The organism is Homoserinimonas flava, from assembly GCF_054969005.1.
Genome location: NZ_JBUEQS010000004.1, coordinates 115,060 through 135,888, shown reverse-complemented (window position 1 = coordinate 135,888; position 20,829 = coordinate 115,060). Strand labels below are relative to the sequence as shown.

The following is a 20,829-nucleotide window of genomic DNA, read 5'->3' as shown; positions in this document are numbered from 1 at the left end:
AGGGATGCTGAACCACCCTACCGAGGCGGCCAGCGGCCGCCGCACCCCGAAGTGGTCACGCAGGGGTATCCCTCCCATGAGGCCGATGACATAATAAGCCAACTGTTCCTTGCGGAACGGCACAACATCCATTCACTACGGATCGTCCGGCACGTACCTGCCGGTGAAGGAGAAATACAGTCATGGCATCAGTCACGTTTGAGAAGGCCACCCGGCTCTACCCTGGTTCGACCCGTCCAGCGGTCGACCAGATCGACCTTGAGGTCGCCGACGGCGAGTTCCTCGTGCTCGTCGGCCCGTCCGGGTGTGGCAAGTCCACCACCCTCCGCATGCTTGCCGGCCTCGAAGAGGTCAACGACGGCCGCATCCGCATCGGTGACCGCGACGTCACCGACGTCCCGCCAAAAGACCGTGACATCGCGATGGTCTTTCAGAACTACGCCCTCTACCCGCACATGACGGTCGCCGAGAACATGGGCTTCGCGCTCAAGATTGCCGGTGTGCCGAAGGAGGAGCGGGCGAACCGCGTGCTTGAGGCCGCGAAGCTTCTCGACCTCGAGCCCTACCTCGGCCGCAAGCCGAAGGCGCTCTCTGGCGGTCAGCGTCAGCGCGTCGCGATGGGCCGCGCCATTGTGCGAAGCCCTCAGGTGTTCCTCATGGACGAGCCGCTGTCGAACCTCGACGCGAAACTCCGCGTGCAGACCCGCACGCAGATCGCGTCGCTCACGCGGCGACTCGGCGTCACCACGGTCTACGTGACGCACGATCAGACCGAGGCACTCACCATGGGCGACCGCATCGCGGTGCTCAAGGATGGCGTGCTGCAGCAGGTCGGCACCCCGCGCGAGCTGTATGCGGAACCGACCAACGTGTTCGTCGCCGGCTTCATCGGCTCACCTGCCATGAACCTGTTCCCCGCCGACGTTGTCGACGGCGGCATCAAGTTCGGCACCGCCGTCACCCCGGTCGACCGTGAGACGCTCAGCGCAACCAAGGCGACGAAGGTCACGATCGGTGTGCGCCCAGAAGACGTCAGGGTGTCGACGACCGGCGAGGGCCTCCCCGTCGAGGTTGACATCGTTGAGGAGCTCGGCGCCGACGGCTACCTCTACGGCCACACCGAGGTCGACGGCAACCGTGTCGACCTCGTCGCGCGCGTGGATGGTCGCTCGCACCCCGTCGCCGGGGACAAGGTGTTCATCCTCCCCACCGACGAGCACCTCCACGTCTTCGACCCTGAGACGGGCCTGCGCATCAGCAAGCCCATCGTCGACTGACACCCGGGGCGTTGATGTCACGCTGATCGGGCCGGGTCGAACGACCAGGCCCGATCAGCCATCACCTCCAGAATTCGAGGCCACACCACATGTCTGGTGCACTCAGCATTACGTCGGCGACCGCAGATTCCGCGCTCCTCGACCTGCCATGGTCACTCCCGCTTGAGGAGTGGCCAGACTCTGTGATCGCCGCCCTGCCCAAGGGCATCTCACGCCACCTCGTGCGGTTCGTGCATCTCAGCGGCTACGTGATCGCCATCAAAGAGACATCCGAAGAGCTGGCGAAGCGTGAATACGAAATGCTGCGCACCCTGCAGCGGATCGACATCCCCTGCGTCGAACCGGTTGCCGTCATCACCAACCGGGTTGACGAATCCGGTGAGCCGCTCAACGCGGTGCTGGTCACTCGGCATCTGAAGTTCTCGCTGCCCTACCGCGCGCTCTACTCGCAGACCCTGCGGCCCGACACGGCAACACGGCTCGTTGATGCCCTCGCCGTGCTGCTCGTGCGCCTGCACATGATCGGGTTTTTTTGGGGGGACGTGTCGCTCTCGAACACGCTCTTCCGACGCGACGCGGGCTCGTTTGCCGCGTACCTGGTTGACGCTGAGACCGGCAAGCTCTACAACGGCCTCTCGAACGGGCAGCGCGAGAACGACCTCGAGATTGCGAGGGTGAACATCGCTGGCGAGCTGCTCGACCTTGCGGCCGGCAACCGGCTCGACGAGAATCTCGACGCCGTCGAGGTGAGCAGTGGCATCGTCGCCGCCTACCGCAGCCTGTGGAACGAGCTCACGGGCTCCGAATCGTTCGCGGCCGCCGAACGCTGGCGCATCTCAGAGCGGGTCGAACGCCTCAACGAGCTCGGCTTCGACATCGAAGAGTTGGCAATCAAGACGGATGACACGGGCACCGAGGTGCGCATCCAGCCGAAGGTCGTCGACGCTGGCCACCACCAACGTCGCCTGCTGCGGCTCACCGGCCTCGACGCGGGCGAGAATCAGGCGAGGCGCCTGCTCAACGATCTCGACTCCTACGCCGCGACCTTCAACGCGAAGGATGCCGATGAGGAGATGGTCGCCCACGAGTGGCTCGCGCAGGTGTTCGAGCCGGTGGTGCGGGCGATCCCACGCGAACTCAAAGGCAAGCTCGAGCCGGCTGAGGTGTTCCACCAGCTGCTCGACCACCGCTGGTTTTTGTCGCAGAACGCCGGCCGCGACATCCCGCTCGCCGAGGCCGTCGCGTCGTACATCGACAATGTGCTGCGGCACCGGCGCGACGAGGCGACCGTGATCGAACCGCTCACCGGGGCGATCACCCTGCCCGTGCCGGTCTCACTCGACGCGAACGGCACTGAACGCTCAGACGACGCCGACGATGAGGTCGACTGGCGCACGCTCGTGTGAACTGCGCCCGCAGCGCTCAACCAGCGCTGCAGGTCAACCAGCGCTGCGCTGACGCGCGACCTCATAGAGGGTGACGCTCGCGGCGATGCCAGCGTTGAGCGATTCGGTCGAGGCCCCGATCGGGATCGAGACGATGGCATCACAGGTCTCGGTGACGAGTCGGGAGAGCCCTTTGCCTTCACTGCCGACAACGATGACGAGCGGCTCTTTGGCGAGCTGCAGTTCGGGCAGGCTGATCTCGCCGTCGCCGTCGAGCCCGAGCACGAACGCCCCGCGCTCTTTGAGCGCCTTGAGGGTCTGCGTGAGGTTCGCCGCCATCGCGACGGGCGTGCGGGCGGCAGCGCCGGCCGAGGTCTTCCAGGCGGATGCCGTGAGGCCGACTGAGCGGCGCTGCGGCACGATGACGCCCTGGCCACCGAACGCGGCGGTCGAGCGGATGATTGCACCGAGGTTGCGCGGATCGGTGATGCCATCGAGCGCGACGAGCAGCGGCACTTTGTCGCGGCTGACGACGAGGTCGAAGAGGTCGACGGGGTGCGCGTACTCATACGGCGGCACCTTGAGCGCGACACCCTGGTGCACGGAGTCGAAGCCGCCCATGCGGTCGAGCTCAGGCCGCATCACCTCGAGCACTGGCAGCCCGCGCTTCGTGGCGATCGACATGATCTCTTTGACGCGGTCGTCGTATTCGATGCGCGTCGCGACGTAGAGCGCGGTGGCGGGAATCTTGGCCCTGAGCGCCTCGAGCACCGAGTTGCGACCCGTGACGACCTCGACCGAGTTCGCGCCCTGCTCCGAGTTGCGCTGGCGCGGCTGCTGGCGCGACTGCTGGGGTGCGCCACCATCGGAGCCGCCGCGGCCGCCGCGCTTCTCAGCGAGACGGTCTTGCGCGATCTTGCGCTTGCCTGCGGGGTGGTACGGGCGATCTTCGGCCTTTGGCGTGGGCTTGCGGCCCTCGAGTGCCTGGCGTCCTTGGCCACCAGATCCGACCTGTGGGCCTTTGCGGCCCTTGCGCACGGCACCGGCCCTGGGCTTGTTTCCGCTGCTCTTCATGGGGTGTCCCTACTGGTGGTCGGTGGCCGAACTGGCCAGGCTCCAGTGGGAGCCTTCAGGTGTGTCTTCGATCTGGATGCCTGCTGCCGCGAGTTCGTCGCGGATGCGATCGGCTTCGGCGAAGTCGCGTGACTCGCGTGCGGTCGTGCGGGCGCCGAGCAGCCGCTCGACGAGCGACGCGAGGGCTGTGACGGCCGGCTCGTTTGCCGCAGTCTGCCACTCTACGCTGACCGGGTTGATTCCGAGGATGTCGGTCATCGCAAGCACTGCACCTTGAGCGCGTGCCGCACCGGCAAGGTCTTCGCCGTCGAGCGCCGCGTTGCCGGCCCGCACCGTGTCGTGAATCACGGCGAGCGCCTGCGGCACCGAGAGGTCATCATCCATGGCGGCGGCGAATGCTTCGGGCACATCGAGCAGCACTTCGGTCGCGAAGCGGGTGTCGGAGAGTCGGCGGTGTGCCCGACGCAAGAACCCTTCGATGCGGTCGAGGGCCGATTCCGCCTCGGCGAGCACGCCGTCGTGGTAGTCGATGGTCGAGCGGTAGTGGGCGGAGCCGAGGTAGTAGCGCACAACGAGCGGGCTCGCCTTCTCGAGCATCTCGCTCGCGAAGATCGAGTTGCCGAGTGACTTCGACATCTTCTGCCCGTTGACGTTGACGAGACCGTTGTGCACCCAGTAGGTGGCGAAGTCGTCGCCGGCGGCGGCCGACTGTGCAAGCTCATTCTCATGGTGCGGAAACCGCAGATCGAGCCCCCCACCGTGGATGTCGAAGGCTGTGCCGAGGTAGCGCGACGACATGGCGGAGCATTCGATGTGCCAGCCCGGTCGTCCGTCGCCCCACGGCGAGGGCCATCTTGCCGAGGCGGGCTCCCCCGACTTGTGCCCCTTCCAGAGTGCGAAGTCTCTGGGGTCGCGCTTGCCGCGCGGGTCAGCATCCGTCGCCGGTGCCATATCGTCGAGGCCTTGCCGGGTGAGCTCACCGTAGGTGGGCCACGACTGCACGTCGAAGTACACGTCCCCAGAACCGTCGGCGGCGGCATACGCGTGGCCCCTGGTGATGAGGCGCTCGATGATCTCTTGCATCTGGCCGACGCTCGCGGTCGCGCGCGGTTCGTAGGTGGGGGCGAGCACGCCGAGGGCACGGTAGCCGGCCGTGAATTCGAGCTCGAATCGGTAGGCGAGCGCCCACCACTCCTCTCGCTCACTCGCGTTCGCGAGGATCTTGTCGTCGATATCGGTGACGTTGCGCACGAGCGTCACGTCGAAGCCACGCCACGTGAGCCAGCGGCGCCACAGGTCGTAGACGAGTGCCGAGCGCAGGTGGCCGATGTGGGGCGATGACTGCACGGTCGGCCCGCAAACGTAGATGCCCACGCGTCCCGGTTCGAGGGGTTCGAAGTCGAGCAACTCCTGGGCACGGGAGTCGTAGAGGCGCACGGTCATGCCCCAAGCCTATTCGAGGCGGGCTCGCCGATGGCTGGCCCTCCGCCTGCCATCACACGCGGATGCGGTAGCCGACGCCCCTCACCGTTTCGATCACGGGCTCGACGTCGGGAAACTGCGCGGCGAACTTGCTGCGCACCCGACGGATTGAAACCCTCATCGAGGCGGAATGCAACGCCTGCTCGTCCGCGCTCGGCACGCGTTCGGCGAGATCATCGAGCGTGGCGACGCGGGGGTGGATCGCCATGAGGTGTTCGAGCACTTCGAACTCTTTGCGGGCGAGCACGAGCTCCTCACCCGCGTAGGTCACGCGGTGCTGGCCCTGGTCGAGTTCGAGGTCTCCGCAGCGCAGCACACAGGGCTGCGGATGCCGCCGCACACCGAGACCCGCAATGACAGATGCGAGTCGCGCCGGTGCAGCCGGGAGCTCGACGACACCGAGTGCACCCCGACGCATCGCGACGGCGACGTCATCGGTGTTCGAACCGGGAGCGAGACCGAAGATCACGGTGGCGTGCGCGAGACGCGCGCCGAGATCGATCACCTCGCCAAAGGGGATGCCGTTGACGTCACTCGGCACGAGCAAGATCGAGCCCGGCTCTTCACCCACGTCGAGCAGCGCGCTCGTCGCGGAGGCGGCACGAGTGAGGCTAATGCCGTGGTGCCGGTACTCGACGTCCTTCGCACGAGGAGACGACGCCTCGGTGTCGATGGTGACGACGTGGATCGGCCATGCAGGAGCGCCGATCCGCGTGGATGTCACCCAAATCTCCCCGAGATGTAATCCTCCGTGCGCTTGTCCGAGGGGTCTTCGAAGATCTTCGTGGTGCGGTCGAACTCGACCAGCACGCCGGTCCGGTCGCCCGTTGTTTCGTCGGGCAGAGCGGTGAAGAACGCGGTGCGATCGGCGACTCGGGCTGCCTGCTGCATGTTGTGGGTCACGATCACGATCGTGTAGTCCTTCTTGAGTTCATGCATGAGGTCTTCGATGCGGGTTGTCGCGATCGGGTCGAGAGCCGAACACGGTTCGTCCATGAGGATGACATCGGGTCGCACGGCGATCGTGCGAGCGATGCAGAGACGCTGCTGCTGCCCGCCCGAGAGGCCGAAGGCGCTCTGCTTGAGCTTGTCCTTCACTTCGTCCCAGAGCGCGGCGCGGGTCAGCGCCTCTTCGACCAGATCATCCATCGATGCTGGCTTCATGCCGGTCACCGAGGGGCCGTAGGCAATGTTCTCGTAGATCGACTTGGGGAACGGGTTCGGCTTCTGGAACACCATGCCGATGCGACGACGAACCTCGATCGCGTCAACGTCGCGACCGTAGATCTCTTCACCCTGGAAGGTGATGGAGCCTTCGACGCGGGCGCCGTCGACGAGGTCGTTCATGCGGTTGAGTGAGCGAAGTAGCGTCGACTTCCCACAGCCGGAAGGGCCGATGAGGGCGGTGATCTCGTTCTCGCGGAAGTCAAGATCGACACCGGTCACGGCGCGGAAGTCGTTGTAGAAGACGTTGACGTCGCGGCATTCCATGATCGGCTTGGCGAGATCATCGAGCACCTCGTGCTTGCTCGCATCGAAATGCACGGCAGGCTTGCGTCCGCTGCCAACCGAGTATTCGGCCGGCTTGGAGGTGGAGGATGTGGTCATTGTGGATGTTCCGTTCTCGATGCTCACCAGCGCTGCTGGTAGCGGTTGCGGATGATGATGGCGACGGCATTCATGGCAAGCAAGATTCCCAACAGCAGAATCGAGGTCGCCGAGGCGAGGATCGCAAACTCCTCTTGAGGACGACCAACCCAGTTGAAGATCTGGATCGGCATGGTCGTATACCCACTGAGCAGGCCGTTCGGGTCAAAGCTTACGAAGACGAGAGCTCCCAGGAGGAGGAGCGGCGCCGCCTCACCGAGCGCTCGCGAGAGGGCGAGGATCGATCCCGTGGCGATGCCGGGCACAGCCGACGGAAGCGTCTGGCGCATCACCGTCTGCAGTTCGGTTGCCCCAAGCGCCAGCGAGCCCTGACGGATCTCAAGCGGCACCGCCCGCAGGGCTTCCCTGGTAGCGATGATGATGACGGGAAGGATCAGCAGGCTGAGCGTGAAGGCCCCCGCGATGACGATGTTGCGGTCACGAACCCCGAGCATCACGAGGAATGCCAGTGCGAGCAGGCCGTAGACGATGCTGGGCACGGCCGCGAGGTTCTGGATGTTGAGCTCGACAAGCCTGTTGAACCAGTTCTTCTTGTCAGCAAATTCTTCGAGATGTACAGCGGCCGCGACCCCGAGCGGAATCGTCATGACGGCGGTGGTGATAATCACCCAGATGGAGCCGAGGATAGCTGGGCGTGCGCCCGCGTTCTCGGGGCTCGACGAGGGGAACTCGGTGAAGAGTCTCCAATCGAGTCGGGGGGCGCCGTCGATGGCCGTCGTAACGATGAGCACGACGAGAAAGCCGAGGGCGAAGAGGAGGCTGAACCAGAGCAGCACGAGGAAGATGATCGACTTCGGACTGTTCTCTCCCCCCTTGACCTTGCCCCTGATGCTGGCACCGCGAATGTGCCCGCCCATGCTGGTCGTGATCGCCATTAGTAGGCCTCCCGGAAGCGCCGCACAATACGGATCGCAATGATATTGATGAAGAGCGTGATGACAAAGAGGAGCAGGCCGACCGCGAACAGGGTGTTGTACTCGATCGAGCCGACTCGCGAGTCACCGAGCGCGGCGTTGGCAATGAAGCCGGTCATCGTCTGACCCTGCTCGAGCGGCCCTCCGACGACGCGGGCCTGGTTGCCCGCGGCGATTGCCACGATCATGGTTTCACCGACGGCGCGAGAAATGCCGAGCACGATCGCCGCGATGATGCCCGACAGTGCAGCGGGGAAAACCACTCGCAGGGTCGTCTGCATCTTGTTGGCGCCGAGTGCCGCAGAGCCCTGGCGCATGCCTTGCGGCACCGCAGACATCGAGTCTTCGCTGATGGACGCGATCGTCGGGATGATCATGACGCCCATGACGAGTCCGGCCGCCAGGACGCTGAAGGCACCCGTGTTGAGCTGCAGCCAGTCGCGGAGCACGACGGTCTGCACGAACTGGAGGGCGAAGAGGCCGTAGACGACGGTAGGGATGCCGGCGAGGATCTCAAGGACGGGCTTGAGTACCTTGCGCACGCCGGGGCGGGCGTATTCGGAGAGGAAGACCGCGGCGCCGAGACCCAGAGGGATCGCGACGATCAGGGCGATCACCGTCGTCCAGAGGGTGGCACTCACGAGCGGCAGCACGCCGAACGAGGAGTCCGCGAAGCGTGGTGCCCAGCGGTCCCCGAAGAGGAACTCCCAGACGGGCACCTCGGCGAAGAATTCGAGCGACGGCTCGATGAGCGCGATGAGGATGCCGAGGGTGATGAGGATCGTGATGATGGCGGCGAGCCGGAACACGCCGCGGACGACCATCTCGCCGTAGCGGGGACGGCGGTTGCTGAGGGACGCCGCAGGGCGGCTCGACGTGGTCGTCGAGCCGCCCTGGGTGGTGAGTGTGCTCATCGAGTGCACTCTCTCCTTTGTTTCGTGTTAGAGGAAGGGTGGTTGCTTATCCGTGAAGAGCCGCGAACTGCTCAGTCGCCGTCGCGATCTGCTCGTCGGTCAGGGGGACGAACAACGCCTCGTCAGCGATCGCAGCAGCCTCGGCGACATAGAAGTCCATGAAGCTCGCCACTGCGGCGTTCTCGGTGTACGAGCTGTTCTTCACGTAGACGAACAGCGGGCGTCCAAGCGGCTGGTATTCACCCGACTGCACGGTCTCGGTGCTTGCCTCGACACAGCCTTCGCCACCGTCGACGGCCACCGCGCGGATGACGTCAGCATTCTCCTCGACGTAGCTCAGGCCGAAGAAGCCGACGCCGCCGAGTGCGCCGGACACGCCCTGCACGGTGATGTTGTCATCCTCGGAGGGGCTGTAGTCGGTGCGGATGGCACCCTCTTCGCCGTTGATGGCGTCGGTGAAGTAGTCGAAGGTGCCCGAGTCGGTACCGGCGCCGAAGAGCACGAGCTCCTCATCGGGGAAGGACGGGTCGATGTCCGACCAGCTGGTGACGGTGCCCTCAGCCTCGGGTCCCCACATGGTGGCGAGCTGCTCGGTGGTGAGGCAGTCGGCCCAGTCGTTCTCGGTGTTGACGACGACCGAAAGACCATCGTTCGCCATGATGACTTCGGTGTACTCGACGCCGTTCTCCTCGCAGAGGGCCATCTCTTCCTCATCGATCGCACGCGAGGCACTCTGGATGTCGCTCTCGTCGGCACAGAACACGGCGAAGCCACCGCCGGTGCCCGAGGTGGCGACCGTGACGTTGATGCCCGGCTCGACGTCGCGGAACAGGTCAGCCGCAGCCTCGGTCAGGGGGGCGACGGTCGACGAGCCATCGGCGACGACCGAGCCGGTCGCGCCGCCATCAGCATCCGTGCCGGCCTCGGTGTTCTGGCCGCCGCACGCCGTCAGCGCGAAAAGTGTGACGAGCACGCCAGCGGTGATGCTGGCGGACTTCATTGAAAGCTTAGACACTCTCGGTTTCCCTTCTCTGGTCGGCTTGGCGCCGATCCTGGAATGTGATGTCGACCATCGGCCGACGAACCCATCGAAGGATGCGAGAGTGAACGGGGGGTAAACGAAGAGCGACGAGACACTATCCATCGCGCGGCGATTGCGCCGGCGACTGCAGAGGGTCAGACGGTGCGGAGCGCGTCTGCGGCGGCATCGAGAGCGCCATCCGTGATCGCATAATATGCCCACCTGCCGCGCTGCTCGCGAGTGACGAGTCCAGCATCCGTCAGGAGCTTCATGTGGTGGGAGATGGTGCCCTGGGAGAGGCCGACGGGCTCGGTGAGATCACAGACGCAGGCCTCACCACCCTGCCCGGCGGCGATGAGGGAGAGCAGTCGGACGCGCGTGGGATCGCCGAGCGCCTTGAACACGCGGGCGATGCGTTCTGCGTCGTCCACCGTGAGCGCTGACGTGATGCGCGGGATGCAGCACGGGGCTTCGGCGGCGATGGCGGCTGGGAGGCTCATGCCCACATCCTCTCACGCATTGACAAACTTCGATAGATCAGCGATAGTCTTCACATTGAAGAATTTCGATCTGAGGAGTACGGAATGGCAGAGCTTCCCGTTGTCGTGATCGGCGCTGGCCCGCAGGGGCTCGCCGCCGCCGCACATCTCGCCGAACGCGATCTCGACGTCATCGTGCTCGAGCAGGGAGACGCGCCAGCCGCCGCCGTGGCGGAGTGGGGACACGTTCGGATGTTCTCCGCCTGGCCCGAGCTGATCGACAACGCCGCTCGGCGCCTGCTCGAACCGACGGGATGGCGCGCACCGAAGCAGGGCTACCCCACCGGCGCGAAATGGGTAGCCGAGTACCTCTCGCCACTCGCCGACGCTCTCGGTCGCCGGGTCCGGTATGGCACCAAGGTCACCGGCGTGAGCCGCGCCGGCCGCGACAAGTTGGTCGACGGCGGCCGGGCGAAGCAGCCATTCGTCGTCCACACGGTCGACGCGCACGGGCGTGAAGCCCGCGTCTCCGCGCGCGCCGTGCTCGATGCGAGCGGCACCTGGCATCAGCCCGCACCCGCCGGGGCCGATGGCCTCCCAGCGATCGGCGAGAGCGCCGCGAAGCGCTCTATCTCCTACCGAATCCCCGAGGACATTTCCGCGTGCGCCGATCGCCACCTCCTCGTGGTGGGCGCAGGGCACTCGGCGACGCACGCTGTGCTTCGCCTCGCCGAACTCGCCCAGCGCCATCCAGGCACCACCGTGACGTGGGCCCTGCGGCGAGGATCTGCGACCACGGTATTCGGTGGCGGGGCCGGGGATGAGCTCCCGGAGCGCGCCGCACTCGGCGCGCGGGCGAAGAAACTCGTCGACAGCGGTCTCGTGACGCTCGTCACCGGATTCCGCGTCGCGGAGTTCCGCCAGGAGGGCGAGCTCCTGTCGGTGATCGCTGAGGATGGCCGCGAGATATCGCGGGTCGCACACGTCTTCGCCCTCACGGGATTCCGACCCGACACGACAATGCTCTCCGAGCTCCGCATCGACCTCGACCCCGCCCTCGAGGCCGTGACCGGCATCGCCGCGGAGATTGACCCCAACCTTCACTCCTGCGGCTCCGTGTCGGCGACGGGCGCGCGTCAGCTTGCGCAGCCCGAATCCGACTTCTTTATCATCGGCGCCAAGAGCTATGGGCGTGCGCCAACGTTCCTGGCGCTGACCGGCTTCGAGCAGGTGCGCAGTGTCGTCGCTCACCTCGCCGGAGATCACGCGGCCGCCGAACGCAATGAGCTCGTGCTGCCTGACACGGGCGTCTGCGGGGGCGCGGGCGACTTCGACGGCGGGAGCAGCTGCTGCACGCCACCGCTGCTGCAACTGGGCACACGTCCCGCGTCGGTGGATGCTGTGGCCGAGCGAGTTTGATGCCTGATTCGATGCGTGTCAATATAGACAGGTGTCGAATCAAGCCCTGACCACTCCCGTCGAACGTCCGTCCGCGACCGGGCGGATGTCGACCCTTGACCGCTGGCTGCCCCTCTGGATCGGCCTCGCGATGGTCGCCGGTCTCGTGCTCGGTCGCTTCGTTCCGGGCGTCTCCGATCTGCTCGCGAGCCTCGAAGTCGGAGGCATCTCGGTGCCGATCGCGCTCGGCCTGCTCGTGATGATGTACCCGGTGCTCGCGAAGGTGCGATACGACAAGATCGCTGCCGTCACGGGAGACAAGCGGCTGCTCATCTCGTCGCTCCTGCTGAACTGGATCGCAGGCCCGGCGCTCATGTTCGCCCTCGCCTGGATCTTCTTGCCAGACCTGCCCGAATACCGCGCCGGCCTCATCATCGTCGGCCTCGCGCGCTGCATCGCGATGGTCGTCATCTGGAATGACCTCGCCTGCGGTGATCGCGAAGCGGCCGCCGTCCTGGTGGCCATCAACTCGATCTTCCAGGTTTTCGCCTTCTCCATTCTCGGCTGGTTCTACCTGACGGTGCTGCCGGGCTGGCTCGGCCTCGACACCCAGGGCCTCGAAGTGTCTGTCGGCGAAATCGCGCTCAACGTGCTGATCTTTCTCGGCATCCCCCTGCTCGCGGGTTTCGCCTCCCGCTGGATCGGCGAGCGCCGCCGCGGTCGCGCCTGGTACGAGGAGAAGTTCGTGCCGAGAATCGGCCCATGGGCCCTCTACGGCCTGCTGTTCACGATCGTGCTGCTCTTCGCGCTCCAGGGCGAGCAGGTCACGTCGCGGCCACTGGATGTCGCGCGCATCGCCCTGCCGCTGCTCATGTATTTCGCGGTCATGTGGTTCGCGGGTCTCGCCACCGGCAAGGTGCTCGGGCTCGGATACGCCCGCTCGTCAACACTCGCGTTCACCGCCGCCGGCAACAACTTCGAGCTTGCGATCGCCGTCGCCATCGGAACCTTCGGCGTCACCTCCGGGCAGGCCCTCGCCGGTGTTGTCGGCCCCCTGATCGAAGTCCCCGTGCTCGTCGGCCTTGTCTACGTCTCACTCTGGGCTGCCCGGGCTTGGTTCGGCACCGACCCGTATGCCACACCGGCAGTGACGCCCGAAAAGAGCCGATCATGACCACCGTCGCACCCGAGGACTGCACGCCGGCCCGCACCCACGCGATCAGCGAATCCGTCGCCACCACCCTCGCCGCGACGCTCAAGGCGCTCGCCGAACCGCTACGGCTGCGGATGCTCTCCGCCATCGCCTCCGACCCCCGTGGCGAGTCGTGCGTGTGCGACCTCGCGGAGCTCGCCGATGTGTCACAGCCGACCGTGTCACACCACCTCAAGGTGCTCCGAGACGTCGGTGTCGTCTCGTCGGAGCGGCGCGGCACCTGGGTCTGGTACCGCATCGCCCCCGCGCTTCGCCCGGCCGTGACGACACTGCTCGACTCCCTCGCGCCGGCGGTGGTGCATCCGGCCCCACGCGCCGAATACGGCGGTCTCGCTGATGTCGACCACGCGCTCTCCCAGCTCGCGGTGACGTTCATGACGCGATTCCCCAGCCTCAGCGGCGAACTCGTGACCGCCGTCGTTCGTGAGTCTTACGCCTCCCTGGCCCGATCAGCGCGCATCTCCACCCACCTCGTCGCCCTCACCAAGCACTTTGCTGCCCAGCGGCTCAGCGACATCTCGCGTGATCGCGAGAACGGCATCCCACAGGTGCTCTTCGTCTGCGTCGCCAACGCCGGGCGCTCTCAACTCGCCGCCGCCCTGCTCAACCGGCAGTCTGGTGGAAGGGTGGTGGCCCGATCGGCCGGGTCAGCCCCGGCAGCCGAAATCCACCCGAGCGTGCAGCCGTTCCTCGCGGAGATCACCGGACCCGGCGAGCAGCACCAGCAGCCGTTCCCCAAGCCACTGACCGACGACGCCGTGAGAGCTGCCGATGTTGTCATCACCATGGGGTGTGGCGATGTGTGCCCCATCATTCCCGGCGTCCGCTACGAGGACTGGCCCGTCGGGGATCCCGCGCTCGCCTCCCCTGACGGCGTTGCGGCCATTCGCGACGAGATCGACTCTCGCGTCAAGGATCTGCTCGACACTCTGCTCACCACCGACTGAATCAGGAACGCCCGCATGAATGCTCCCAAGCCCTCCGTCCTCTTCGTCTGCGTGCACAACGCTGGGCGCTCACAAATGGCCGCCGGGTTCTTGCGGCACCTCGGAGGCGACCGGATCGAGGTGCGCTCCGCCGGCTCGCTGCCCGCCGAGCAGATCAACGCGGTCGCGGTCGATGCCATGGCCGAGCTCGGCATCGATATTGCCGCCGAACAGCCCAAGGTGCTCACGACGGAGGCGGTCGAGGTCTCAGATGTGGTCATCACGATGGGGTGCGGTGACGTGTGCCCCTACTTTCCCGGCAAGCGCTACGAGGACTGGAAACTCGACGACCCGGCCGGGCAGGGCATCGACGCCGTCCGCCCCATCCGCGATGACATCCGCAGACGCATCGAGCAGCTCGTCAGCGAGCTCGTCTGACGCAGCGCGGCCGGGCCCGAAGCGGCCCGCCGTCGGGTGCACCTACGCCGAGCGAATGAGTGCCGTCGCGATGGCGGTGACGCCCTCGCCACGGCCCGAGAATCCGAGCCCATCAGCGGTGGTCGCCGAGACGCTCACGGGCGCGCCGACGAGTCGGCCGAGCGCCTGCTCCATCTCGACGCGACGACCAGAGAGCTTCGGATGATTCGCGATGAGTTGCACCGCCACGTTGACGATCTCGAACCCGGCGCCTGACACGAGTCGCACCGTCTCGGCGAGGAACACCTCCCCGTGTGCACCCGCAAAGCGATCGTCTGCGGTGCCGAAACGCCCGCCGATGTCACCCAACCCGGCGGCGGAGAGGAGCGCATCGCAGATCGCATGGGAGAGCGCGTCACCGTCGCTGTGCCCTTTGAGCCCCGGTTCGTCTGGCCAGTAGAGACCGCCCAGCCAGAGCGGGCTGTCGTTGTCGAACGCGTGCACGTCGAGGCCGATGCCACTGCGGAATGCGGTCGGCGTTGCCACGACGGTGCCGAACAGCGTTTCGGCGCGGCCGAGGTCCCACGGCGTCGTCACCTTGAAGGCGAGCGCATCACCATCGATCGCCACGACACGGTGCCCGGCAGCGGCGAAGAGGGCAGCATCGTCAGTGTGCACGACCGTGGTGGCGGTGTAGGCGGCAAGGAGTTCGGCTTTCGGGAACCCCTGCGGCGTCTGAGCGGCGGCGAGATCCGCACGATCAGGAGTCTCGACCACCGTGTGATCGAGAGCGATGCGCTTGATGGTGTCGGCGACGGGGAGCACCGGCAGCACGCCGACTCCCGAATCAGCGACGGCGTTCACGACGGCGTCGAACAGGCTCGACGGAGTGAGCGCCCGCGCTGCGTCGTGCACGAGCACGGCGTCCACCGCATCACCAACGACGGCGAGCCCGGCGGCCACCGACTCCTGGCGCGTCGCTCCGCCGGCGACGACCGTCACGAGATCAGCGACTGGGCCGGCGACAGTGCGGGCGATGGCCTGCGCCTGATCGAGGCGCTCGCGCGGCGCGACGACAACGACCTGCGCGGGTGCAGACATCCCAAAGACGGATGCGAGGGCGTGCGCGAGGAGCGTGCGTCCCGCGATCTTCACAAACGCCTTCGGTTCACCGAGCCCCAACCGGGTGCCGCTGCCGGCGGCGACGATGACAACGGCGGTACGAGGCTCAAGCATGGATATGAGCGTAGCGCTGGCCGCGACGTATTACCTCAGACGACGTCGGCCCCGTCTCGCCGTGATGGCGAACCGGGGCCGACGTGTCGGCTGAGGCCGACAGTGTCTTAGGAGACGGTGCCTTCGGAGGCGGTGTCTTAGGAGGCGAGGACCTCGTCGAGCACGCTCGACGCTTTGTCTTCGTCGGTCTTCTCGGCGAGCGCAAGCTCGGAGACGAGGATCTGCCGCGCCTTCGCCAGCATGCGCTTTTCGCCGGCAGAAAGGCCACGGTCCTGGTCACGGCGCCACAGGTCGCGGACGACCTCAGAAACCTTGATGACATCGCCAGAGGCGAGCTTCTCAAGGTTGGCCTTGTAGCGGCGGGACCAGTTGGTGGGCTCTTCGGTGAACGGCGCGCGAAGCACCTCGAACACCTTGTCCAGGCCGTCCTGGCCGATGACATCGCGAACGCCGACGAGGTCGACATTGTCGGCCGGTACCTCGATCGTCAGGTCACCCTGGGTGACGTTGAGCTTGAGGTACAGCTTCTCCTCGCCCTTGATGACGCGCTTCTTGACCTCAATAATGGTTGCAGCACCGTGGTGCGGATAAACGACGGTTTCGCCGACCTCGAAAAGCATGGGTAGAGCTCCATTCCGTGACCCCCAGTTTACCACAGCGGTGCCCCCCTCAGCCCTGCCCGCCCGGGGCGGCAGGCATCGGCCCGTAGGATAAACTCTGAAGCGCCGCCAATGGGTCTCCCAGGCGCCCATCACCCCTGTCTCATCACCTGGAGGGTTCCCCGTGAGAGCTCGCATTGTCGCCACCATCGCCCTCTCGGCGAGCATCGCCCTCATCGCCACCGGATGCGGCTTCATCACCCCTCAGGCGACGACCGATGACTACACCCCGAGCGACGGCACGGGAGCGACCATTGGCTCCCTCAAGGTGCTCAACGCGATGATCATCAGTGCAGATGGCGAGAACGGCAACCTGGTCGCTGGATTCGCCAACCAGGGCACCGAGCGCATCACGGTCGCCCTGCAGTGGGAGGGCAGCGACGGCACAGAAGACCGCACGGTCACAGTCGCGGCGGGCGAGGTCGCGAATATCGGCGTCGATGAGGTGTTCGAGCTCGAAGGCATCGATGCCGACCTGGGTTCACTCTTCCCCGTCTTCGTGCAGCACGGCGACGAGACCGGCAAGCAGCTGCTCGTCCCGGTGCTCGACAACGCGCTCGAGGAGTACCAGGACCTGCTGCCCTAGGGCCGCATCCCCGGCCTATTTGCGGCCTATTCGCCGAAGTCCCGCCTATTCGCCGAAGTCTTCGAAGCGATAGCCGAGCCCACGCACTGTCACGAGCAGCACTGGCTCAGACGGCACCTTCTCGATCTTCGATCGGATGCGCTTGATGTGCACGTCGAGCGTCTTGGTGTCACCGAAATAGTCCGAGCCCCAGACTCGGTCGATGAGTTGGCCGCGGGTGAGCACGCGCCCAGCGTTGCGGAGCAGCACTTCGAGCAGCTCGAATTCTTTCAGCGGCATTGCGATCTCGGCACCGTCGACCTCGACCGTGTGCCGGTCGGTGTCCATGCGCACTGACCCGACCTCAACGATCGCGGGGTCGAAGTCCTCAACCGGCTCGACCCGACGGCGGAGCACCGCCCTCACCCGAGCGAGGAGCTCGCGCGAGGAGTACGGCTTCGTCACATAGTCGTCGGCCCCAAGCTCAAGACCAACGACGATATCGACCTCGCTGTCTTTTGCCGTGAGCATGATGATCGGCAGCGCCGACACAGCACGGATGCGGCGGCACACCTCGGTGCCCGGAATGCCGGGAAGCATGAGGTCGAGCAGCACGAGATCGATGCCACCGCGTTCGAAGGCGTCCATGGCCGATGGGCCGTCGTCGGCGATCGTGACGTCGTAGCCTTCCTTCGAGAGCAGGTATTCGAGCGGTTCGCTGAGCGAGCGCTCGTCTTCGACGATGAGGATGCGGGTCACGAGACTCCCTTAAGTGGTTCTGATGGTCGTGCGGTGAGCGTGGCGGTCGAGGCCTCTGGCAGGCGAATGGTGAAGGTCGACCCTTTGCCGACCTGTGACCACACCCGCACGTCGCCCCCGTGGTTTTGCACAGCGTGCTTGACGATACTCAGGCCGAGGCCGGATCCTCCCGTATTGCGTGCACGCGCCGGGTCGATGCGATAGAAGCGCTCGAAGACGCGCTCGAGGTCTTCTTCTGGAATGCCGATGCCCTGATCGGTGACGGAGATCTCGACCACACCGTCGCGGCGGGCCACGCCGACGCCGACTCGCGAATTGTCGGGTGAGTAGCGGACGGCGTTCGACACCAGGTTGTGGACGGCGGCGATGAGCATGGGTTCGTCACCGTAGACCTGCGCACCCGCATCGCCACCGCTGACGAGGCTGATGCGGTGCTTGTCGGCAAAGACACGCGTTGCATCCATCGCCGCGACGACGACATCGTCGACCTCGAGGAGCTCCGGTTTGGCGAGCGCATCCGCCGCCTGCAGCCGCGACAGCTCGATGATCTCTTTCGTCATTCGGGCGAGACGGTCGGATTCTTTCGTGAGACGCTTCGCGAAGCGGCGAACTTGCTCCGGGTCGTCGGATGCCGACTGCAGCGCCTCAGCAAGGAGCCCGACTGCGCCGATCGGGGTTTTGAGCTCGTGGCTGATGTTCGCCACAAAGTCGCGGCGCACCTCGTCGAGCCGATACGCCTCCGTGCGGTCTTCGGCGAGGAGCAACACGTAGCGGGAGCCGATGCGAGCGACCCGCACGAAGAGAAACACGGTGACGTCACCGAAGGGCCCGCGCGAGAGCTGCACCTCTTCTGACACGGCTTCACCGTCGCGGCGCACCCGATCGACAAGTTCGAGAAGCTCCGGATGCACGAGCGATTGGTTCCAGACGAGGCCAAATGCGAGCGCACCCGGCGACGCCTTGATGACGTTGTTCGAGGGGTCGAGCACCACACCGGCGGACTCGAGCGCGTCGAGCACCTGGTCGACTCCGTCGGGCACACCGCCGCGCACCACAGCAACCGCGCGCTCGCCTCGTTTGGCGGCGTAATGAAGCAAGCTGACCAGTGCAGCGCCCACGGCAACGCCGAAGAGCAACGACAGGGCAACCAGCACGCTGGGTTCCATAGCGACTAGATTAGTTACATCTCGACCCCGTCCGATCGGGGAGACGCAGGTTCGACGTGTGAAGCCTCGGTGTTCACGGAATGCTCACCACCCGTTCACCTCCCCAAGTCAGGATGGCCGGGATCGTGCGGGGCTCACTGCGCCTGCACCGAAAGCCTAGGAATGAGGAACGGTCGATGCGCGAAGTTTTCCAGCAGGAGCTCCAGGAGGTCCAGGAGCGACTCGTCGAGATTGCAGATCTCGTTGCCGTCTCAATCGACAATGCCACGCGAGCATTCAACGAGTCGGATGTCTCACTTGCCGAGCAGGTTATCGCTGACGACGACAAGATCGACGAGCTCACCGTGAGCCTCGATGAGCTCGCCATCAAGATCCTCGCTCGTCAGCAGCCGGTCGCACGCGACCTCCGCATCGTCGTCAGTGCGCTTCGCATTTCGGCATCGCTCGAGCGCATGGGCGACATGAGCGAGCACATCGCCCAGCTTGCCCGCTACCGGTTCCCCGAGAAGGTCGTGCCGAAAACGCTGCGACCCACCTTCGCCGAGATGGGCCAGCTCGATGTTGCGATGGCACGCAAGCTCGCCGAGCTTCTCAGCAGCGAAGACGTGCGTCTCGCCGAAGAGATCCGCAACGACGACGACAAGGTCGACGCCCTCCACCTCAGCGTCTTCGACACCGTGCTCGGCGAGAAGTGGAAGGGTGGGGCCGAAGACACCGTTGACGCCACGCTCGCTTCGCGCTACCACGAGCGTTTCGCCGACCACGCCGTCTCGATCGCCAAAAAGGTGCAGTACCTGGCGACCGGCGACTGGGTCTCGAACGACTTCTAGACCGCACGCTCACGCTGGTTGAGCGCAGTCCGCGCAATCGCTGGCGCGATTGCCACCGAGCGAACCGCGCTCAACCAGCGAAACGGTCAGTGCTTGGTGCCCTGTGCCGCGACCGCGGCCGCGCCTGCGGCCGCGGCCTCAGGGTCGAGGTAGCGTGACGGCGCCACCGGCATGAAGTCGTCACCGAGTTCGTAGACGAGCGGGATGCCGGTGGGGATGTTCAGGGCGGCGATGTCCTCATCCGAGATGCCGTCGAGGTGCTTGACGAGCGCGCGAAGCGAGTTGCCGTGGGCGGCGACGAGCACCGTCTTGCCTGCCGCGAGATCTGGCGTGATGTCTGACTCCCAGTAGGGGAGCATCCGCTCGATGACATCTTTGAGGCATTCGGTGCGTGGCACGGCGTCGCCGAGGCCGGCATAGCGCGGGTCGCCGACCTGCGAGAACTCGTTGTCGTCGTCGATGGGCGGCGGAGGCGTGTCGAAGCTTCGGCGCCACGTCATGAACTGCTCTTCGCCGTACTTTTCGAGCGTCTCGGCCTTGTCGAGCCCCTGCAGTGCGCCGTAGTGACGCTCGTTGAGTCGCCAGTTGCGCGTCACGTCGATCCAGTCGCGGTCACACGCTTCGAGCGCAATGTTCGCTGTGTGGATGGCGCGCTTCAGCAGCGAGGTGTGGAGGATGTCTGGGAGCAAACCAGCCTCGGCCATGAGCTCACCAGCGCGGCGGCCCTCAGCGCGCCCCTCCTCCGTGAGCGGCACATCCACCCAACCTGTGAAGAGGTTCTTCTCGTTCCAGTCGCTGCGGCCATGTCGAAGGAGGATGAGGGTGTAGGTCATGGGGCAATTGTATCGAGCGCCCACATTGCGCGGTGATGTCATCCCTCCGCCGTATGCCGGTTGCGCCCTCCGGGCGATTCGCCCAGGCTCCATAGGCGATGGACTGGATGAGTCACCGCATGTGGCACAGACCAGGAGGAACCACCGTGAACATCACCCGCTCGCTCGCCGCCATCGCCGGCATCACCCTCGCCGGCGTGACCCTGACCGCCTGCAGTGGGCTCGACGCCGCATTCGAAGACGGCCCGCCGAAAGATCCGGAAGACGCGCAGTTCGAAACCTACGACGACGCTCCGACCTCCGGCCAGATGAAGTTCGCGATGCCGTCGTTCGTGCCGAGGGACGCCGAAGACATCGATGTGCACCTGCTGCCGAGCGCCGAACCCGGCTACCTCATCCGCTACAGTTCCGACACCGGCATCATCGACCGGGGCTGCACACCGGTCGATGACGCCCCCGAACCGGCGATCACGACCGACTGGTGGCCAGAGGAGGCCGCAGCCGAGATCGCCGATGAGGTACTCGAATGCGAGCCGAAGCGCTTCAACCGCCCGATCTACGTGGCTAACGCGGGCGACTACGTTTACGGCTGGGCCGCCGCAGACGAGTAGGT

The 20,829-nt window shown here is 65.8% G+C and carries 22 protein-coding genes; 9 read left to right on the top strand and 13 right to left on the bottom strand.

The genetic code is table 11. From position 1 onward, the window contains the following. The first annotated feature begins 182 nt into the window (after positions 1–182). A complete protein-coding gene (locus tag ACY48M_RS12820; protein ID WP_462820683.1) occupies positions 183–1,277 on the top strand; it encodes an ABC transporter ATP-binding protein in 1,095 nt (364 codons plus the stop codon). Between the two features lie 89 nt (positions 1,278–1,366). Beyond that, entirely contained in the window at positions 1,367–2,683 is a 1,317-nt protein-coding gene (locus tag ACY48M_RS12815; RefSeq protein WP_462820682.1) for a DUF4032 domain-containing protein, read from the top strand. 33 nt (positions 2,684–2,716) lie between these two features. On the opposite strand, the gene rlmB is transcribed toward ACY48M_RS12815, so the two are convergent. The 8 genes from rlmB to ACY48M_RS12775 all read right to left on the bottom strand — a co-directional run bounded on the left by rlmB (position 2,717) and on the right by ACY48M_RS12775 (position 10,235). Further along, positions 2,717–3,736, bottom strand: a complete 1,020-nt coding sequence (rlmB, locus tag ACY48M_RS12810) for a 23S rRNA (guanosine(2251)-2'-O)-methyltransferase RlmB (protein WP_462820681.1) — start codon at positions 3,734–3,736, stop codon at positions 2,717–2,719. A 9-nt stretch (positions 3,737–3,745) separates the two neighbouring features. Then, positions 3,746–5,179 carry a cysteine--tRNA ligase gene (cysS, locus tag ACY48M_RS12805; protein ID WP_462820680.1) on the bottom strand — a complete coding sequence of 478 codons (1,434 nt, stop codon included), beginning with the start codon at positions 5,177–5,179 and terminating at the stop codon, positions 3,746–3,748. Between the two features lie 52 nt (positions 5,180–5,231). Continuing rightward, positions 5,232–5,942 (bottom strand): winged helix-turn-helix transcriptional regulator, encoded by a 711-nt coding sequence (locus ACY48M_RS12800; protein WP_462820679.1) that lies wholly within the window; start codon positions 5,940–5,942, stop codon positions 5,232–5,234. Next, positions 5,939–6,709: a phosphate ABC transporter ATP-binding protein PstB gene (gene pstB / locus ACY48M_RS12795; protein WP_462820715.1), complete on the bottom strand. Its 771-nt coding sequence runs from the start codon at positions 6,707–6,709 to the stop codon at positions 5,939–5,941. Before pstB ends, ACY48M_RS12800 begins: the two co-directional genes overlap by 4 nt. A 140-nt stretch (positions 6,710–6,849) precedes the next feature. Then, positions 6,850–7,761 (bottom strand): phosphate ABC transporter permease PstA, encoded by a 912-nt coding sequence (gene pstA / locus ACY48M_RS12790; RefSeq protein ID WP_462820678.1) that lies wholly within the window; start codon positions 7,759–7,761, stop codon positions 6,850–6,852. Then, positions 7,761–8,714 carry a phosphate ABC transporter permease subunit PstC gene (gene pstC, locus ACY48M_RS12785; protein ID WP_462820677.1) on the bottom strand — a complete coding sequence of 318 codons (954 nt, stop codon included), beginning with the start codon at positions 8,712–8,714 and terminating at the stop codon, positions 7,761–7,763. Before pstC ends, pstA begins: the two co-directional genes overlap by 1 nt. A gap of 46 nt (positions 8,715–8,760) precedes the next feature. Further along, positions 8,761–9,729, bottom strand: a complete 969-nt coding sequence (locus tag ACY48M_RS12780; protein ID WP_462820676.1) for a PstS family phosphate ABC transporter substrate-binding protein — start codon at positions 9,727–9,729, stop codon at positions 8,761–8,763. Between the two features lie 161 nt (positions 9,730–9,890). Further along, positions 9,891–10,235, bottom strand: a complete 345-nt coding sequence (locus tag ACY48M_RS12775) for an ArsR/SmtB family transcription factor (protein WP_462820675.1) — start codon at positions 10,233–10,235, stop codon at positions 9,891–9,893. A gap of 84 nt (positions 10,236–10,319) precedes the next feature. Here ACY48M_RS12775 and ACY48M_RS12770 point away from each other — a divergent pair, with 84 nt between their 5' ends. The 4 genes from ACY48M_RS12770 (at position 10,320) to ACY48M_RS12755 (ending at position 14,189) form a co-directional block, all read left to right on the top strand. Beyond that, the gene (locus tag ACY48M_RS12770; RefSeq protein ID WP_462820674.1) at positions 10,320–11,633 is read left to right on the top strand and encodes an FAD-dependent oxidoreductase; all 1,314 of its coding nucleotides are present in this window, start codon (positions 10,320–10,322) and stop codon (positions 11,631–11,633) included. 85 nt (positions 11,634–11,718) lie between these two features. Continuing rightward, complete coding sequence (gene arsB, locus ACY48M_RS12765; protein WP_462820714.1) at positions 11,719–12,786, top strand: ACR3 family arsenite efflux transporter; 1,068 nt, start codon at positions 11,719–11,721, stop codon at positions 12,784–12,786. Next, a complete protein-coding gene (locus tag ACY48M_RS12760; protein ID WP_462820673.1) occupies positions 12,783–13,772 on the top strand; it encodes a metalloregulator ArsR/SmtB family transcription factor in 990 nt (329 codons plus the stop codon). The genes arsB and ACY48M_RS12760 overlap by 4 nt, the downstream gene beginning before the upstream one ends. Positions 13,773–13,787: 15 nt before the next feature. After that, complete coding sequence (locus ACY48M_RS12755; protein ID WP_462820672.1) at positions 13,788–14,189, top strand: arsenate reductase ArsC; 402 nt, start codon at positions 13,788–13,790, stop codon at positions 14,187–14,189. Between the two features lie 42 nt (positions 14,190–14,231). On the opposite strand, the gene ispD is transcribed toward ACY48M_RS12755, so the two are convergent. Both ispD and ACY48M_RS12745 read right to left on the bottom strand, forming a co-directional pair. Next, positions 14,232–15,404, bottom strand: a complete 1,173-nt coding sequence (gene ispD, locus ACY48M_RS12750; RefSeq protein ID WP_462820671.1) for a 2-C-methyl-D-erythritol 4-phosphate cytidylyltransferase — start codon at positions 15,402–15,404, stop codon at positions 14,232–14,234. 137 nt (positions 15,405–15,541) lie between these two features. Continuing rightward, the gene (locus tag ACY48M_RS12745; protein WP_462820670.1) at positions 15,542–16,024 is read right to left on the bottom strand and encodes a CarD family transcriptional regulator; all 483 of its coding nucleotides are present in this window, start codon (positions 16,022–16,024) and stop codon (positions 15,542–15,544) included. 163 nt (positions 16,025–16,187) lie between these two features. Between ACY48M_RS12745 and ACY48M_RS12740 the strand changes: the two genes are divergently transcribed. Continuing rightward, complete coding sequence (locus ACY48M_RS12740; RefSeq protein ID WP_462820669.1) at positions 16,188–16,649, top strand: hypothetical protein; 462 nt, start codon at positions 16,188–16,190, stop codon at positions 16,647–16,649. A 45-nt stretch (positions 16,650–16,694) separates the two neighbouring features. On the opposite strand, the gene ACY48M_RS12735 is transcribed toward ACY48M_RS12740, so the two are convergent. Beyond that, positions 16,695–17,387: a response regulator gene (locus tag ACY48M_RS12735; RefSeq protein WP_462820668.1), complete on the bottom strand. Its 693-nt coding sequence runs from the start codon at positions 17,385–17,387 to the stop codon at positions 16,695–16,697. Next, positions 17,384–18,553, bottom strand: a complete 1,170-nt coding sequence (locus ACY48M_RS12730) for a sensor histidine kinase (protein WP_462820667.1) — start codon at positions 18,551–18,553, stop codon at positions 17,384–17,386. Before ACY48M_RS12730 ends, ACY48M_RS12735 begins: the two co-directional genes overlap by 4 nt. A 176-nt stretch (positions 18,554–18,729) precedes the next feature. Here ACY48M_RS12730 and phoU point away from each other — a divergent pair, with 176 nt between their 5' ends. Then, the gene (phoU, locus tag ACY48M_RS12725) at positions 18,730–19,383 is read left to right on the top strand and encodes a phosphate signaling complex protein PhoU (RefSeq protein ID WP_462820666.1); all 654 of its coding nucleotides are present in this window, start codon (positions 18,730–18,732) and stop codon (positions 19,381–19,383) included. 86 nt (positions 19,384–19,469) lie between these two features. Here the strand turns inward: phoU and ACY48M_RS12720 are convergent, their stop codons facing one another. Then, positions 19,470–20,216, bottom strand: a complete 747-nt coding sequence (locus ACY48M_RS12720; RefSeq protein ID WP_462820665.1) for a phosphoglyceromutase — start codon at positions 20,214–20,216, stop codon at positions 19,470–19,472. Positions 20,217–20,362: 146 nt separating this feature from the next. Between ACY48M_RS12720 and ACY48M_RS12715 the strand changes: the two genes are divergently transcribed. Further along, positions 20,363–20,827 (top strand): hypothetical protein, encoded by a 465-nt coding sequence (locus ACY48M_RS12715; RefSeq protein WP_462820664.1) that lies wholly within the window; start codon positions 20,363–20,365, stop codon positions 20,825–20,827. Positions 20,828–20,829 lie beyond the last annotated feature (2 nt).

Bases quoted from the DNA above. Each gene is read 5' to 3' on its own strand.
- ACY48M_RS12815 (WP_462820682.1), top strand. From the start codon at position 1,367: ATGTCTGGTGCACTCAGCATTACGTCGGCGACCGCAGATTCCGCGCTC.
- ACY48M_RS12760 (WP_462820673.1), top strand. From the start codon at position 12,783: ATGACCACCGTCGCACCCGAGGACTGCACGCCGGCCCGCACCCACGCG.
- pstC (WP_462820677.1), bottom strand. From the start codon at position 8,714: ATGAGCACACTCACCACCCAGGGCGGCTCGACGACCACGTCGAGCCGC.
- arsB (WP_462820714.1), top strand. From the start codon at position 11,719: ATGTCGACCCTTGACCGCTGGCTGCCCCTCTGGATCGGCCTCGCGATG.
- pstB (WP_462820715.1), bottom strand. From the start codon at position 6,709: ATGGAATGCCGCGACGTCAACGTCTTCTACAACGACTTCCGCGCCGTG.
- ACY48M_RS12775 (WP_462820675.1), bottom strand. From the start codon at position 10,235: ATGAGCCTCCCAGCCGCCATCGCCGCCGAAGCCCCGTGCTGCATCCCG.
- pstA (WP_462820678.1), bottom strand. From the start codon at position 7,761: ATGGCGATCACGACCAGCATGGGCGGGCACATTCGCGGTGCCAGCATC.
- ACY48M_RS12745 (WP_462820670.1), bottom strand. From the start codon at position 16,024: ATGCTTTTCGAGGTCGGCGAAACCGTCGTTTATCCGCACCACGGTGCT.
- ACY48M_RS12755 (WP_462820672.1), top strand. From the start codon at position 13,788: ATGAATGCTCCCAAGCCCTCCGTCCTCTTCGTCTGCGTGCACAACGCT.
- rlmB (WP_462820681.1), bottom strand. From the start codon at position 3,736: ATGAAGAGCAGCGGAAACAAGCCCAGGGCCGGTGCCGTGCGCAAGGGC.
- phoU (WP_462820666.1), top strand. From the start codon at position 18,730: ATGCGCGAAGTTTTCCAGCAGGAGCTCCAGGAGGTCCAGGAGCGACTC.
- ACY48M_RS12770 (WP_462820674.1), top strand. From the start codon at position 10,320: ATGGCAGAGCTTCCCGTTGTCGTGATCGGCGCTGGCCCGCAGGGGCTC.
- ACY48M_RS12720 (WP_462820665.1), bottom strand. From the start codon at position 20,216: ATGACCTACACCCTCATCCTCCTTCGACATGGCCGCAGCGACTGGAAC.
- ACY48M_RS12820 (WP_462820683.1), top strand. From the start codon at position 183: ATGGCATCAGTCACGTTTGAGAAGGCCACCCGGCTCTACCCTGGTTCG.
- ACY48M_RS12730 (WP_462820667.1), bottom strand. From the start codon at position 18,553: ATGGAACCCAGCGTGCTGGTTGCCCTGTCGTTGCTCTTCGGCGTTGCC.
- ispD (WP_462820671.1), bottom strand. From the start codon at position 15,404: ATGCTTGAGCCTCGTACCGCCGTTGTCATCGTCGCCGCCGGCAGCGGC.
- cysS (WP_462820680.1), bottom strand. From the start codon at position 5,179: ATGACCGTGCGCCTCTACGACTCCCGTGCCCAGGAGTTGCTCGACTTC.